Annotated in this window: 11 protein-coding genes; 5 read left to right on the top strand and 6 right to left on the bottom strand. The window is 65.2% G+C overall.

Annotated elements, in window-relative coordinates; genetic code table 11:
• Nucleotides 1-39 precede the first annotated feature (39 nt).
• Nucleotides 40-1,386, top strand: coding sequence for an alginate export family protein (locus BN1313_RS05245; protein ID WP_218054312.1), 1,347 nt, complete (start codon nt 40-42; stop codon nt 1,384-1,386).
• A gap of 1 nt (nt 1,387) precedes the next feature.
• Here the strand turns inward: BN1313_RS05245 and BN1313_RS05240 are convergent, their stop codons facing one another.
• On the bottom strand, nt 1,388-2,329 hold the full coding sequence (locus tag BN1313_RS05240) for a LysR family transcriptional regulator (protein WP_176695900.1): 942 nt from the start codon (nt 2,327-2,329) through the stop codon (nt 1,388-1,390).
• Between the two features lie 97 nt (nt 2,330-2,426).
• Between BN1313_RS05240 and BN1313_RS05235 the strand changes: the two genes are divergently transcribed.
• The 3 genes from BN1313_RS05235 to BN1313_RS05225 are packed head-to-tail and all read left to right on the top strand — an operon-like array spanning nt 2,427 to nt 6,453.
• Nucleotides 2,427-3,470 carry an HlyD family secretion protein gene (locus BN1313_RS05235; RefSeq protein WP_176695899.1) on the top strand — a complete coding sequence of 348 codons (1,044 nt, stop codon included), beginning with the start codon at nt 2,427-2,429 and terminating at the stop codon, nt 3,468-3,470.
• Between the two features lie 9 nt (nt 3,471-3,479).
• Nucleotides 3,480-5,021, top strand: coding sequence for a DHA2 family efflux MFS transporter permease subunit (locus tag BN1313_RS05230; RefSeq protein WP_281176469.1), 1,542 nt, complete (start codon nt 3,480-3,482; stop codon nt 5,019-5,021).
• A complete protein-coding gene (locus BN1313_RS05225) occupies nt 5,005-6,453 on the top strand; it encodes an efflux transporter outer membrane subunit (RefSeq protein WP_091737409.1) in 1,449 nt (482 codons plus the stop codon). The genes BN1313_RS05230 and BN1313_RS05225 overlap by 17 nt, the downstream gene beginning before the upstream one ends.
• 63 nt (nt 6,454-6,516) lie before the next feature.
• Here BN1313_RS05225 and BN1313_RS05220 read toward each other — a convergent pair whose 3' ends face one another.
• From BN1313_RS05220 to BN1313_RS05200, 5 genes are all read right to left on the bottom strand, one after another.
• A complete protein-coding gene (locus tag BN1313_RS05220; RefSeq protein WP_091737406.1) occupies nt 6,517-7,500 on the bottom strand; it encodes a DODA-type extradiol aromatic ring-opening family dioxygenase in 984 nt (327 codons plus the stop codon).
• A gap of 61 nt (nt 7,501-7,561) precedes the next feature.
• Nucleotides 7,562-8,494 carry a DODA-type extradiol aromatic ring-opening family dioxygenase gene (locus BN1313_RS05215; RefSeq protein ID WP_091737403.1) on the bottom strand — a complete coding sequence of 311 codons (933 nt, stop codon included), beginning with the start codon at nt 8,492-8,494 and terminating at the stop codon, nt 7,562-7,564.
• Nucleotides 8,495-8,674: 180 nt separating this feature from the next.
• Nucleotides 8,675-9,538 carry a TonB-dependent receptor domain-containing protein gene (locus BN1313_RS05210; RefSeq protein ID WP_176695898.1) on the bottom strand — a complete coding sequence of 288 codons (864 nt, stop codon included), beginning with the start codon at nt 9,536-9,538 and terminating at the stop codon, nt 8,675-8,677.
• Nucleotides 9,520-11,274, bottom strand: coding sequence for a TonB-dependent receptor plug domain-containing protein (locus tag BN1313_RS05205; protein WP_176695897.1), 1,755 nt, complete (start codon nt 11,272-11,274; stop codon nt 9,520-9,522). The genes BN1313_RS05210 and BN1313_RS05205 overlap by 19 nt, the downstream gene beginning before the upstream one ends.
• Before the next feature lie 236 nt (nt 11,275-11,510).
• Entirely contained in the window at nt 11,511-14,363 is a 2,853-nt protein-coding gene (locus BN1313_RS05200) for a TonB-dependent receptor domain-containing protein (protein ID WP_141653072.1), read from the bottom strand.
• 681 nt (nt 14,364-15,044) lie between these two features.
• Between BN1313_RS05200 and BN1313_RS05195 the strand changes: the two genes are divergently transcribed.
• Nucleotides 15,045-15,620 carry a TetR/AcrR family transcriptional regulator gene (locus tag BN1313_RS05195; RefSeq protein ID WP_091737390.1) on the top strand — a complete coding sequence of 192 codons (576 nt, stop codon included), beginning with the start codon at nt 15,045-15,047 and terminating at the stop codon, nt 15,618-15,620.
• The last annotated feature ends 20 nt before the right edge of the window (nt 15,621-15,640 follow it).

The raw sequence follows: 15,640 nt of genomic DNA, 5'->3' as shown, positions 1-15,640 counted from the left end.
AGTACACGGATAAGATCGTTGGGCCCGTCTGGCCCAAGAATGTCCGGCGTAGGGATGGCCGGCGCGGTGCTGATTGCGACCAGTTTCGCTGGACCTGCTTCAGCCGCCGCTTGCGATGAACTGAACTTCGCCGGAACGGTCAGGCTCCGCCAAGAGGTTCTTGAAAACCAGCCTCGCACCTCCTTTCTGAGAGACGAGTCGATCACCAGCATCCGCACGACGCTTTCGGCGGACTATCGGCGCGGCCCCTGGCGGCTGTTTGGCGAAATCTACGACAGCAGGGCCTATGGCGCGAAGGTCGGCTCAGCCGTCAGCGCCAATGAAGTCAACGTCTTCGAACCCGTCCAAGCCTATATTGGGTATGACATCGACCGGCCGTTCGGCCGCGCCGGGAAGGCTTCTGTCGAGGTTGGGCGGATGATGCTTAACCTGGGCTCGCGACGGCTGGTGGCGGCGGACGACTATCGCAACACGACCACTGGCTACACCGGCGTGCGCGCCGACATCGCTCTGAAGACTGGCCTGACCGCGACAGCGATCGTCGTCGCGCCGCAGTTTCGGTCGCCGGAAAGCCCGGCGGCGGTGCGCGATAACCGCTGGAACCTCGATGACGAGACCTCCGACCTCCTGCTCTGGGGCGGACTAGCGTCCGCGCCGACCCCTCTGCCGGGCGGTGCGACCGTAGAGATCTCTTACTTCGGCCTGCGGGAGCGTGATTCCGCACGCCGGGCGACCCGCGACCGCAAACTCTCCACCGTCGCCCTTCGCCTGCTACGCGACCCGGCAGCCCACGAGTTCGACTACGACATTGAGCTCATCGCCCAGACGGGGACCGTGAGCGACGGGCTCGCGGCCAATGCCCGGAAGCTCGAAGTCGAGGCCGGCTTCCTGCACGCCGACGCGGGCTATCAGTTCGACGATCCGTTGAAGAGCCGGTTCTCTTTTGAGCTTGATTGGGCGTCAGGCGACGGTTCCGGCGTCAAGTACGGCCGCTTCGACACGCTGTTCGGCATGCGTCGCGCGGAATTTGCGCCCTCAGGAATTTTGGCGGCCATCGGCCGCACCAACATCTTGTCGCCAGGGCTCAGGCTGGAGATCGCGCCGAACGCTCGCCTCGACGGCTTCATCGCCGCCAGACGAATGTTGCTTGCATCCCGCACGGACAGCTTCTCAACCAGCGGCGTGAGAGACGCTTTCGGCGGCTCCGGCCGCCATGCGGGCGATCTGTTCGACAGCCGGGTGCGTTACTGGCTGGTCCCGAAGGTGATGCGCCTGGAGGCGGATTACGCCTTCATCGCAAAGGGCCGCTTCCTGCGCGACGCGCCTAACGCGCCGGCGGGCGGCGACACCCACTACCTGTCGCTGAACGCGACCTGGAGCTTCTGACTCAGAGCTCCAGAGCGGCTTCGTGGATGAGGGATCGCAGCCAGGCGGTGGGCGTCTCCTCGGCTGAGTCGCGGCGCTGGACGAGGGTGATCTCGGCCGGCGCGGACGGATAGGGCGGTTCGATCGTCTTGATCCGGCCGGCGTTGGCCCAAGCCTTGACCAGACGTTGCGGGGCGAGGGTCGCGAATTCAGAGCGGCTGACCACCGCCAGAGCCGCATAGGTGTCGGGCGCGGTCACCGCAATCCGCCGACTTAGGCCGGCGGCGCCGAGGGCCAGTTCCAGCGCGCCGGCGTCCTCCCAGGTCGCTCGCATGTGGAAGCCACGCTGCGACGCGCCCTCCACCGCCTCGCGAGCGTCGACAGTCACGTGTGGCGTCGCGGCGATGTCGGCCAGGGTGACATAGTCCTTGGCGGCCAGGCGCGAGTTGGGGGAGACGGCCCAGATCAGGTCCTCGCGGATCAACGGCTCGCGCAGATAGTGGTCCGGCGTGGCGATGAAGGAGGCGATGACGACGTCGGCCTCGCGGTTGTCCAATCGGTCCACGAAGTCCGGACCGAAGGCCATGATGTTCAGGTCGATGTGCGGCGCGCGTTCGGAAACCATTCGGGCCAACGGCGGCAGGAAGATGAGTGAGGCGTAGGAGCCAGCCACCAGATTGAACCGCCGACGGCTGTTGGCGGGATCAAAGGCCCTCGCGCCGAAGGCGGCCTGCAGTTGGGCCAGAGGCTCGTGCAGTCGCGCGCCGATCTCAATGGCCCGTGGCGTCAGCTTCATGCCCGAGGGACCGCGGACGAAGAGTTCGTCTCCCAAGCTGAGGCGCAGTCGGTTGAGGGCGTGGCTGACGGCCGATTGTGACAGCCCAAGTCGCGCTCCGGTCCGCGTGACGCTGCGCTCCTGCAACAGGACGTCGAAGACGCGCAGGAGGTTGAGGTCAGGCAACATCATGCAACTCGTTCATGTGAACCGTGATCAGATACCATTTTGCTCATCACACTTTGACACATAAGTCAGGCCCTTGATCGACGGGAGCCGGGACAAGGTGAGCGATACACAGGCGAGCGCCGCCGCGCCGCGAGAGAGCGCACTGAAGCGCTGGCGCTGGCCGCTGATCATTGGCGGCCCCCTGGCCATCCTGGCCGGCGTGGGCGCCTTCTGGCTGGTGGGCGCAGGCAGCGTCGGCACCGACAACGCCTATGTGCAGATCGCCAAGACGCCGGTGGCGCCCTCGATCTCCGGCCGAGTGGTCGAGATCTACGTGAAAGAGAACCAGTCGGTTCGCAAAGGTCAGGTGCTGTTCCGTCTGGATCCGCGCGACCTGCAAGCCGGCATGCTGGTCGCTGAGGCCAACCTGGCCGGCGCCCAGCTGCAGGTGGACCAGTTGCGCGCGGCCTATCGTCAGCAGGTCGCCAACGCGGGAGCCGCGGAGGAGGCCTACGCCTACGCCCAGCAGGAGGCGGTTCGGCAGCAGGCGCTGTCGGCGGCGGGCGTCACCTCGCACCAGCAACTGGACAGCGCCCGCCACGCCGTGCGGCAGTCCCGTGAACAGCTGGCCGCGGCCCGCGAAGGCCAGGCCCAGGCGCTCGCCGCGCTCGGCGGCGATCCGCAGGTGTCGTCCAATGCGCCGGCTGTGCGCCAAGCGGCGGCGCAACTCGAACGCGCCAGGCTGGACGCCTCCTACGCGACTGTTGTCGCCCCCGCCGACGGCGTTGTCGCCCGCGTCGATCAGATGCCGGTCGGGGCCTATCTGAACGGTTCGCAGACAGCCTTCTGGCTGTTGTCGGGGCAGCCGTGGGTCGAGGCCAATTTCAAGGAAGACCAGTTGGCGAGGATGAGGGTCGGCCAGCCGGTCGATATCGACATCGACGCCTATCGCAAGGACAAGCTGCACGGCCATGTGGCCAGCTTTGCGCCCGGCACAGGCTCGGCCTTCTCGGCCCTGCCGGCGCAGAACGCCACGGGCAACTGGGTGAAGGTGACCCAGCGCCTGCCCGTGCGGATTGAATTCGACAAGGCCCCGCCGGACATGGCGGCGCGCGCCGGCCTGTCGGCCAAGGTGCGGGTCGACGTCAGCGGCAAGAGTTAGACGCCGGCGGTGTCAGACGGCCACGTCATAGACCCACGCGACGCGGCCAACCGCGGGCCGATCACCGTTTCCATCATGTTAGCGACGGTGATGAGCTCACTGGACTCGACCATCGCCAATGTCGCCTTGCCCCACATCCAGGGCAGTGTCTCGGCGGCGCCGGAGCAGATCGGCTGGGTGCTGACCTCCTATATCGTGGCGGCCGCGATCATGACGCCGCTCACCGGCTGGTTGTCGGGGCGCTTCGGCCGAAAGCGGCTGTTCCAGCTGTCGATCGCCGGCTTCGTCGTAGCCTCGATGCTGTGCGGTCTGGCGACCAGCCTGCCGGAACTGGTCATGTTCCGCCTGTTGCAGGGCGTGTTCGGCGCGGCCCTGGTGCCGCTGTCGCAGTCGGTCCTCCTCGACATCAACCCGCCGGAACGGCACGGCCAGGCCATGGCGACCTGGGCGGCGGGCGCCGTGCTTGGCCCGATCCTCGGGCCGGCGCTGGGCGGCTATCTGACCGAGAACCTGTCCTGGCGATGGTGTTTCTATATCAACCTCCCGGTGGGCATTCTCGCGCTCCTCGGCGTGATGTTCTTTATCCGCGCCGACAAGCCCACGCCGGGCCGGGCCTTCGATTTCCTGGGCTTCGGCATGCTGACCCTGTTCATCGGCGCCTTCCAATTGATGCTGGATCGCGGCCCCGGCGAGGACTGGTTCTCCTCGCCCGAAGTCTGGGTGGAGGCTGTCCTGGCGGCCATCGGCCTGTGGGTGTTCGTCGCCCACACCATCACCGCGCAGCATCCATTTTTTGACCGAAGACTTGCGCGCGACGGCAATTTCGTCACGGCGACGGTGTTCAATTTCTTCGTCGGCATCCTGCTCTTCACCACCATGGCCCTGCTGCCGCCGCTCATGCAGGTGTTGATGGGCTATCCGGTGCTGACCTCCGGCATTGTCAGCATGCCACGCGGGATCGGCTCGCTCCTGTCGATGTTCATCGTCGGCCGACTGATCGGCCGGGTCGATACACGGATCCTGGTTTTCATCGGCATCGCCTGCAACGCCGTGGCGCTGTGGCAGATGCAACGCTTCGACCTGTCGATGACCGAGACCCCGTTCCTCGTCTCCGGATTGATCCAGGGCTTGGGCACAGGCCTTGTCTTCGTGCCGCTATCGGCGCTCGCCTTCGCCACCATCCCGGCGTCCATCCGCTCCGAAGGCTCTGCGGTCTACACACTGATCCGCAACTTGGGTTCGGCGATCGGCATATCGATCATGCAGGCCCTGGTGGTCTCCAACACCCAGGCGATGCACGAGGCCCTGGCGGGCAAGGTGATCCCGACCGACCCTGTGATGCGCTCTGGCCTCGCCCCGCTCTTCAACCTGGAGAGCGTCGAGGGTCTGATGGCGCTGAACGGTGAACTCACCCGCCAGGCGACCATGGTCGCCTACATCGACGCCTTCACCCTGATGTTCTGGATGGCCGTCGTCTGCATGCCCCTGCTCATGTTCATGCGCCCGCCTCGGCGCGGCGAGGGAGTCCCGGCCCATGCCGAGGTTGAATAGGTTGCGCCTGGCCTCGACGGCCGCTGTCGCCGGGGTGCTGCTGGCCGGCTGCACGACCGTCGGTCCCGACTTCAACGCGCCGGCTGGGCCGACCGGCGCCGCGGCGGATGGCTTCGCCATGGCGGGAGATCCGACGCCGTCGGGGGTTCGCCTCGACCCGGCGATCCGACAAGCCGGGCCTTGGTGGCGGACCTTCGCCTCGCCTGCGCTCGACCGGACGATCGCTGTCGCTCTGCAAGGCAGCCCGAACCTTGCCGAAGCCCAGGCGACGCTGGAGCGCTACCAGGCCGATGCGCGCGCCGTGCGCGGCGACCGCCAGCCGCAGGTCGACGCTGACGCCAGCGGCCAACGAGAGCGGATCAATACGCGCGCCTTCGGCTTCGACTTCCCGAACCCGACCATCAGCCTGTTCTCCGTGGGCGCGACCGTCAGTTACGATCTCGATCTGTTCGGCGGCGCCCGGCGCCGGGAAGAACAGGCGCAGGCCCGGCTCAACGCAGCGGGTCGTCAAGCTGACGCGGCCTACCTGAGCCTCACGGCCAATGTCGCGCGGCAGGCGATGCTGATCGCCGGATTGCGCGGCCAGATGGCGGCGCTGGAGGCCGTTATCGAAGCCGACATGCGAACCGCCGAGATGGTGCGTCGCGCCAAGGATGCGGGAGGCGAGGCGCCCGCCGCCGTCAACAGCGCCCAGGCGCAGTTGGCTGAAGACCAGGCCCTGTTGCCGCCGATCCGCCGCGAATATGAGGCCGCACGTCACCAGCTGGCGCTCCTGGTCGGCCGCTCGCCCGCTGACTGGACCGCACCGGATTTCGACCTCGATGGCTTCGCTTCGCCCGCAGAGGTTCCCGTGGCCCTGCCCTCGGCGCTCGTCCGGACACGCCCGGACATTCTGGCGGCGGAAGCCGATCTGCATGCGGCGACCGCCGCAGTGGGGGTTGCAACGGCCGATCTCTATCCAAACCTGCGGCTGTCGGCGAACTTCACCCAGAGCGCGCTCAAGCCGTCGGAGCTCTTTGGCTACGACGCCAGCGGCTGGAATGTCTTGGCCGGCGCAACGGCGCCCCTCTTCCACGGCGGGGCGCTGCGCGCACGGCGCCAAGCGGCCGAGGCTGATGCGCGCATTTCCGCCGCGCGTTACCAGGCGACCGTCTTACGGGCCTTTGTCCAGGTCGCCGACGCCCTGGCGGCGCTGGCGACCGACGCGGATCACATCATCGCCCTTGAACGGGTGGCGCAAACGGCGGCCGCCGATGTCCACAATGCCGACGCGGCCTACCGCCTGGGGGGCGGCTCGCTGCTGCAGCTTGTGGATGCGCACCGCCGCGAAAGTCGCGCGGCCAGAGCGCTCGCCGAGGCGCGTGCGCGCAAGCTCTCGGATTTCGTGGATCTCTTCGCCGCCGCCGGCGCAGATTGGCGGGGGGCGGCCTAGGACACGAAAACGCCGCCGGCCCTTGCGAGCCGGCGGCGCAGTCGTCATTCCAGAGCTCAAGGCCTATTCGGCGGCGAGCAGTTGGCTTTGCGGCTCTTCAGCCAGCCAGTAGGCGAAGCCCAGGCCGGTGACGGTCTTGGCGGCTTCCACATAGTCGACGACGTTGGCCTTGGCGCCCATGGTCTCCATCGCACCCGCCACCGTGATCCAGGCGCGGATTTCACCCGTGCCGGCGACCATGGTGTCGGAGTCAAAGGAGAACAGCGCTTCGGTCTTGCGGCCGTCGCCGTTGGCGATCTGCTCGAGGAACCACTTGTCCAGGGGCTGGTCGAGCCAACCCGAACGCTTGCCGCCCGGATCATGAGCCAGGCCGCCCGAGCCCAGGATGGCGATGCGCCGCGGATCGTTCTTGCAGATCTCGGCGATCGCCACGCCGAGGTCATAGCAGCGCTTGGCGCTGAGCGAGGGCGGATCGTAGGTGTTCTGGTAGAAGATCACCGTCGGCGTCCGGTGGTTGTCGTCCAAGATGTAGGACGCCGGGTTGTTGAAGGCGTGCGGCAGGCCATGGGCGCGGCCGAGCGGCTTCAGCTCCGTCGAGAAGGCGACGTCGAAGTCCTTCTGCTTCACGAGCTTGTTCAGCAGGTTCTTGGAGAACTCGACGTCAATGTCGAACTTGATCGGCGGGAACTTGTCCGGCACGCCGGGCTGAGCCATGGGCTGGCCGGGCGCGCGACCTTGGCCGCTTTCGGCCATGAACATCATCAGCTGAGGCACGTTTGAGCGGTCGAACACTTCGCTCTGGTCGCCGCCGATGATAATCAGGATCTCCGGATCATACTCGTCGTAGGCCTTCTTGAGCGCGTCGTGACCGGCTTGGATGCGGGCGATCATCTCCTGCAGCTTTTCGCCAGTCTCGCGGGCGACGTAGCCCGGTTGCGGGATCCCGCGGCCCGTCGAAAGCCGTTCCCACAGGTTGTCCCATTCTTCCTGGGTCTTCAGGTACATGCCCGGCGCGTGTGAAACGCCGATTCCCAATCCAACAGGCATCTTTGTCTCCTTTAGATCAAAGATTGCGGGCGCGTGACGCCGCGTCCGTGGTGAAAAGTCGTTAAGCGAAATCCCAAGCGGCGAAACCAAGGCCAGTCATGGCCCGGAGCGCCGGAATATAGTCGATAATCGCAGCCTTGCCGCCCTGGCTCTCCGCCGCGGCGGCCGCAGCGAGCCAGGTGCGGATCTGACCAGTGCCGCCCGAAAGCGTGTCGGAGTCCAGATCAAACAGAGTCTTCAGGCGCTGGGTGTCGCCTTTCTTGAAGCAATTCAGCACCCAGCGATCGAGACGATCATCGATCCAGCCGGCGCGGGCGCCGCGAGGATCATGGCTGAGGCCGCCGACCGCCAGAATGGCGACGTTCTGATCCATGCCCGCCAAGACCTTACCGAGTTTCTGGCCGAAGGCGTAAATACGACGGCCCGGAAGCGTCGGCTCGAGCGTGCAATTGATAAAGAAAGGCGTGACCGGGATATCGAGGCCGGCCAGCAGATTGGCCGCCGGCAGGGTGAAGGCCGAGCTCGTCCCCCACTCCGGCTTACCCATGGGGTTTTGCACGCCCATATAGTTGACGTCGATCTCCTCATCGACCAGCGAGCGCTGGAGCTCCCAGGCGAAGTCGGTGTCGTTCTTGAGGGTCACCCGGTTGTCTTCCGGCTTTTCGCCGAGTTCCGGGATGGAGGCCGAACCGGTCAGGTCCTCGCCGACGAAGGTGCAGAACTGCGGCACCTGGACGTTGCTGAACGCCACGCCGTCGTCGTAGCCGATCATCAGGATGACGTCGGGCTTCGCGGCGACCAGCTTGTCGCGCATCGTCTTCTGGGCCGCCTTAATCCGCTCGATATAGCCGTCGACGACCTCGTCGGTTTCGCCCTCCAGCTCGTTGGGCGGCGGGACCTCTGGATTGGTCCAGGCGTCATAGACGGTCTGCCAAGCCGAGCGTGGGCGGTAGAGCGCCGGCGCGTTCGAGGTGGCGAGGGCCAGTTTCAGCATAGGTGCGTCTCTCCCCGACGTTCGATGTCCCGTTATCGAGACTTGAGCTCTTTTGGCGAGCTTAGGCCGCCACCTTAGCGGTGCGGATTGTCATGTCAAGCAATTGCGGGGACTCGCAAACGCATTCGCCCGGCGGACCGCAAGGGCCCGCCGGGCGAGGCGCGAATTGCGTTGCTTGGGCTAGTACTTGAAGCGGAAGCCCAAACGGAAGTAGCGGCCGATCAGATCGTAGTAGCCGCCCTCGGTCCCGTTGGAGGCGTAGGCCGTGCCGGCGGTTGAGGCGACACGGGGCGGATCGGTGTCGAAGACGTTCTCCACCTTGAAGAAGATCTGCGATTCCGCGCCCATGACATCCAGGTTCCAGGAGGTGTTGAAGTCCAGGTACTGCCTTGGCGTGACCGAGTTCTGCAGAACCGCCAGCGAGCTGTTGCGCGGCTCGTTGTTGATGACCGCGCGGCCGACCGTGCGAACCGTCAGCGTCGTGGCGCTGGGGCCCAGGGTGTAGGTGCCCGTGAACAGCCATCGCCACTTGGGCCCACCGGCGACCGGGAGGATGCCGGGCCATACCATATTGTTGAAGTTCTGCGTCACACCGTTGGCGGTGTAGGTGAACTTCGTCTGCATCGTGCCGACGGCTCTCAAGTCGATGGCGCCGACCCAACTGTCGCGAAATTCGGAGAGATCGCGGCGATAGCCGAACTCGAAGTCCCAGCCAGCTGTCGACTGGGCGGCGATGTTCGCCCCGCCTGTGCGGATGACCGCCTGGGCAAGCTGGCCGGCGAGGCCCGGCTGCGCTGGACTCGGGTTGAGGGAAATCGCGGTGCAGGCGGCAGGGATCGCGGGCACGCCGACGCCATAGCAGTTGTTAATGATCGACTGGGCGTTGAGGGCGATGATCGCGTCGCGAATGTCGATTTTGTAGCGGTCGGCCGACGCGGAGAAGCCCGGCAGCCAGGAGGGGCGGTAGACAACCCCGAAGGCCGTCGTTTTGGCGATTTCCGGAGTGAGGTTCGGGTTGCCAGAGCTCAGGGTGTTGATGAACACTTGGCTGCGAACCAGAAGACGGTGCTGGGGTTTGCGGCGTCGAGCGGATCGACCTCGTTCGTATAGCGTTCCTTGCGCCACTCTGCGCCCGCGGCGATGGAGACCGGTCCGGCCGGAAGCGAGAAGGGCTCGAACTGGAAGCCGGCTTGGGCGACATCCTGTTTGACGTACAGGTCCATGTAAGAGTCGCTCTCGGTCACATAGGCGATGGACTGCGCCGATGGCGAGCCCTGGCCGAAGACGTTGAACGGCTGGCAGCGGTTGGTCGGATCGGTGATGGTAGAACGGCAGACGGGGGCGCCGACGGAGATTCCTGGCACGCCGCCCGTCGCCGGGTTGCGAACCACGTCCACGGCGCGGGCGAAGTTGGCCAGGATCGCGTTGTGCGCGTTTCGCGTGAACAGGTGGGTCTTACCGCGTTGGTAGTAGGCGTTCCATTTGAAGGAGTCGTTGAACCAGTCGGTCTTGCCGTCAACGCCCATCAGCATGCGCGTAATGTTGCGCTTGTTGATGATGTGGAGCGGGCCAAGCTCTTCTTCGTTCTGCACGCGACCCATGTTGAACGACGTCGCGCCGTTCAGGTTGAGCGCACTCGGAATGAAGGGGTTATCCGAACGGATGACGATGTCGCCGTGACGGATGTAGTGCGACGTCAGGTTGAAGCCCGAAGCCCAGCCCTTCGACAGCTCGACGTAGGTGTTGATGTCGTCCGTCAGGTCGAAGCTGACGCGGCCAAACAGCGAGCCGTTCTTGATGTTTGGCGTGATGGCGTACTGGCCGCCGATGTCTTCGACGTCGCCGCCAACACCGATCAGGCCCGAACCGGCCGTGGACGGGCGATAGGGCAGCACCGTGCCGCCGGGGCCGAACTGCGTGCCGGCCAGCGGACCACTGGTGATCACGCCGCCTGAGGTGGCGAGACGCAGACCCGCATTGTCATAGGCGATGAAGCCCGGCTGGCCGTTGGTCGCCGTGCGCGCGGTGTTCGGCACGGCCTTGTAGCCGATGTACCAATCGCGGCTGGCGTTCGAGAAGATGCCGTCTTCCTTCTCGTAACGACCGGATAGCAGCAGGTGGCCGCGGCCGCCCATGAACGACGTGCCGAAGGCCAGGTCGCCGTTGATGTTGGCGCCGTCGCCGCGATAGGACTGACCGTAGCTGGCCTGGCCCTTCACGCCGGTGAAGGTCTTGTCGAGCACGAAGTTGACGACGCCGGCGACGGCGTCCGAACCCCAGGCGGCCGAGGCGCCGCCGGTCACGATGTCGACGCGGCTAACCAGATTGGTCGGCAGGGAGTTGACGTCGGTGATCTGCTGCAGGCTGGCGCCGACGACGCGGTGACCATCAAGCAGGGTCAGGGTGCGCACGGCCGTCAGGTTGCGCATGTTGAAGGCGTTCACGCCGCCGTTCACGCCCGAAGCGAAGTTGACGCTACGGGTGGCGGTGCCGCCGCCGCCGCCGAGTTGCGGCAGTTGGTTGATGACGTTGGCGATGTTCGGAGCCGACTGCTTCTGCAGTTCGGCGACGCCGACCACGGTCGTGGGCGTCGGCGCTTCATAACCATCACGGACGATCCGCGAGGCGGTGACGACGACGCTTTCAAGTTCGGCTTCCGCCGGAGCGGCTTCCTCAGCGGTTTGCGCAGCGGCGAAGGTGGGAGCGCCGAGCGTGATCGCGAGGGTCAGGAGACTTGCGCCGGCAAGGGCGACAGGTCGCAATTTGGACGTAGGTAGCATTGCCTCTAACCTCCCCATGTGGCGGCCGCCAGTGTGCGGCGACGCGCCCTCTATTTCCGCTGATATGCGGTGGGGCGGGGATGAGGGAGTTTAGCGCGCACCGTCAAGCGGCCGCATGACTTCCAGAGTCCGCTTACTAGAATACGTAACCAAAACAACACACTAATGTCGTTTCCGTCAAAAAACGCGTTCGCTGGGAGCGGGTTTTGAACCCCGCGCCCAACTTTAAATTCAACCTAGTACTTAAAGCGGATCCCGACCCGCCAGTAGCGGCCGATCAGATCATAATATTCACCGGTCGAGCCAGAAGCGGCGTAGGCGGTGCCCTGGGTCGAAGCCACCTTCGGCGGATCGGCGTCAAACACGTTTTCGATTTTGGCGAAGATCGTCGATTCCACGCCCCGGACCTTGAGGTTCCACGATTGGTTGATGTCCAGGTAGGCCTGCGAGCGGATGTCGTTCTGCAGGACCGAGAACTGGGCGCCCAAGGGCTCGTTGTTCACGACCGCCTTGCCGATGTAGCGCACGGTCAACGTCGTGGTGCTCGGCCCCAAAGCGTAGCTGCCCGTCACCAGCCAGCGCCACTTCGGGCCGCCCGCCACGGGCATGACGCCCGGGAAGACCATGCCGCGAAGGTTCTGGGTCGTGCCCAGCGACGTCAGGGTGAACTTGGTCAGGTACGACCCCACCGCGCGCAGATCGATAGAGCCCGGCAGCGACTCGTTGAAGTCGGCCAGGGTCTTGCGGTAGCCGATCTCAAAGTCCCAGCCCGCGACCTGCTGCTCGGCGATGTTGGCGCCGCCGTTGTTGATGATCGCGTCGGTCAGCTGACCGGCGAGACCCGGCGACGTCGGATTGGGGTTGAGGATGATCAGGCGGCAGGCGGCCGGATCCGGGGCCCCGCCAACGCCGTAGCAGAAGTTGACCACCTGTTGCGGCGTCTGGGTAATGATCGCATCGTTGATCTTGATCGTGTAGCGGTCGGCCGAGACGGAGAACCCCGACAGCCAGCTCGGTCGATAGACGACGCCGAACGCCGTGGTGTCAGCGATTTCCGGCGTGAGCGTCGGATTTCCGCTGGCCTGGCTCAGCGCATAGACCTGAGTGTTGGTGCCCGGGACGAGGACGCCGATGCCGGCGCCGGCGCCGGCGAGGAACAGGTCGTTGAGGTTCGGCGCACGGATGTCGCGCGAACGGGTGCCGCGGAAGCGCAGGTCGTCATTGACGTCCCAGGTGCCGCCGACCTTCCAGGTTTCAACCCGGCCGCTGGTCGAATAGTCCGTCACACGAAGCGCGCCGTTCAAATCCAGCGACTTGACGAAGCTCACGTCCTTCAGGACCGGAACGATGACTTCGGCGAAGGCTTCCTTGACGTTGTAGACGCCGCGGCCGGCCCGGAAATTGCCGAACCAGAAGGCCGCCTGACCCAGCGGCGTGGCCGCATCCAACGCATCGACGGTGTTGTAATAGCTTTCGCGGCGATACTCCGCGCCCGCCGCCAGGGACACTGCGCCGGCAGGCAGTGAGAACGGCTCGAATTGGAAGCCGGCCTGGGCCACGTCCTGCTTGATATAGACGTCCTGGAAGGAGTTGATCTCCGTCACGTAATCGATCGCGGCCTGCGACGGCGAGCCTGCGCCGAACACATTGAACGGCTGGCAACGATTGGTCGGATTGGTGATCGTCGAGCGGCAGACCGGGGCGCCGACGGCCACGCCGGCGACGCCGCCGACCGCAGGGTTACGGACCACGTCGATCGCACGGTTGAAGTTGCCCAGGATCGTGTTGTGCGAGAACTCCTGGTACTGGTGGGTCTCGCCGTGCTGGTAGTAGGCGTTCCACTTGAAGGAAGAGTCGAACCAGTCGGTCTTGCCTTCCAGGCCCAGTAGGCCGCGCGTCTGGTTGCGCGTGTTCTTGACACGCAGCAGGCCCAGGCCCTCTTCGTTCATCACCCGGCCAATGCGGAACTGAGTTTCACCGCGCAGGTTCAGGCCCGCAGGAATAAACGGGTTGTCAGCACTGATCAGCATGTCGCCGTGACGAATGAACGGCGAGGTGAGGTTCATACCGTAGGACCAGCCCTTGCTGACCTCCAGGTACATATTGACGTCGTCGGTCAGGTCGTAGCTGACACGACCGAAGAGCGAGGCGTTGCGGGTGTCCGGGGTTATGGCGAAGTCATCAGCGATATCCTCGACGTCGCCGCCCCAACCAATCAGGCCGGAGCCTTCAGTGCCCGGGCGATAGGGAAGAACCGAACCGCCGGGGCCGAACTGCACGCCCGCCAGCGGACCGGAAACGATCACGCCGCCGGTCGTCGCTTGCAGCAGGCCGGCGTTGTTGTAGGCGATGAAGCCCGGCTGGCCGTTGGTGGCGGTGCGGCGCTTGTTCGGCACGGCTTTATAGCCGGTGAACCAGTCGCGCGAGCCGTTGCCGGTGATGCCCTGCTCGGTTTCGACCCGACCCGACAGCAGCACATGGCCGCGACCTTCGGCAAAGCGGAAGCCCGCCGCCAGGTCGGCGTTGAGGTTCGTGCCATCCTGCTTCCAGGACTGGCCGCCGCTCATCTGACCCTTGACGCCGGTGAAGGTCTTGTCGAGGACGAAGTTGACGACGCCGGCGACGGCGTCGGAGCCCCAGGCCGCCGAGGCGCCGCCGGTCACCACATCGACCCGGCTGACCAGGTTGGTCGGCAGCAGGTTGGTGTCGACGATCTGCGCGAGATTGGCGCCGACGACACGGTGCCCGTCGAGCAGGGTGAGGGTGCGCACCGTCGTCAGGTTGCGCATATTGAAGGCGTTCACGCCGCCCAGGTTGCCGGCGGCGAAGTTCGTCGTGCGCGGGGAGGCGCCGGCGCCCGAGCCGAGTTGGGGCAGCATGTTCACATAGTTGGCGATGTTCGGGACCGACTGCTTCTGCAGTTCGGCGACACCGACCACGGTGGTGGGCGTCGGCGCTTCATAGCCGTCACGGACGATCCGCGAGGCGGTGACAACGACGCTTTCGAGTTCGGCTTCCGCCGGAGCGGCTTCCTCAGCGGTTTGCGCAGCGGCGAAAGTGGGAGCGCCGAGCGTTATCGCCAAGGTCAACAGACTAGCGCCTGCCAAGACTGTAGGTCGCAATGGAGTCTTCCTGTTCACTGGTTTGTATCCCCCTGGACTCGGCCGCCGCTTATCCGACGGCCTTTGAAGTGGGGCGGGTCTCAGCGAGCTGACTTACAGCGTCAATCAGTTTTCCATACGGCGTAAGGTCGAAGCTGCTCGACTGTGGCGAGAAAGACGCAATTTGGGCCAAAAATCTCGTATTTAACTCATTTTTTTTCGCCAAACATCAGTATCTAAAAGATATTTTATATCATCGTCGAATTGAAGAAATCTTCAAAAATGGGCCATTTGACCGCACCTTTGAGCCCACGGACGATCGCGGTCCGAACCTCCGGCCCTCACGCGCGTTGGCTGTGAGAGAGGTCACATGCACACAGATCCGAAACGTCCGTCCCCCCGGGATTCAGAGGTGCTCGACACTGGACAAGAGGAAGTCTTTTCACGGACAGAAGTAGAGCTTGGCCGAACAGAACACGGATCGGAATCCGGCAAGCCGCGCAGGGCGGCGGATGCTACGGAGTCTGGCAAAAAACAGTCGCCGCCGTAAAAAATTGTCGCGGGCAGGCGGCAGGCCGCATCTGCATCGTGGCCAGCTATTGACGGCCACAACCGGCGGGGTCACTTCATCGTGAGCGCCTGGGTTCGGCGCAGGTGCATGAGGATTCGATGGCCAAGACCCCTGCCGCGACCGCTGTGGCGGACTCTGCGGCGCGCGCGACACGTACGCCGCTCTCGCACGAGCGCATTGTCGCGGCGGCGGTCGAGATGATGGATCAGGAGGGCCTTGCCGCCCTGTCGATGCGCCGCCTGGGCGCGACGCTGTCCGTGCAGGCGATGTCGCTCTATGGTTACTTTCCGAACAAGGACTCTCTGATCACCGCGGCCGGCGACATGCTGTTCAGCCAGATCAGCGACCCCGATCCGTCCCTGCACCCGCTAGACGGCATCCGCCACGTCATGGTCGCCTTCTACAGCCAGGCCGAACGCCACCCCTGCATCGTGGATCTGCTCTACGCGGCTGCCCCGGCGAGGCTTGAACGTCGCGCCAATGACCTTGCGGCGCTAGAAACCGTGCTCGGCGAGGATGCGGCCAAGGCGCTGCAATCGCTCGTCGGCTTCGTCATCGGCTCGATCCACCAGCTGCGGCTAGGCGGACCTTCGCGCCGCGCCGCCTTCGCCTACGGGCTGGACATCATGATCGAAGGCCTGCGCGTGCGGGCCCATCAGCGGCCTGGCCAATAGGTATTCATCACTGCGGCGAA

The sequence above is a fragment of the Phenylobacterium immobile (ATCC 35973) genome (assembly GCF_001375595.1).
Lineage (GTDB): Bacteria > Pseudomonadota > Alphaproteobacteria > Caulobacterales > Caulobacteraceae > Phenylobacterium > Phenylobacterium immobile.
This window is presented reverse-complemented; position numbering and strand designations above follow the sequence as displayed.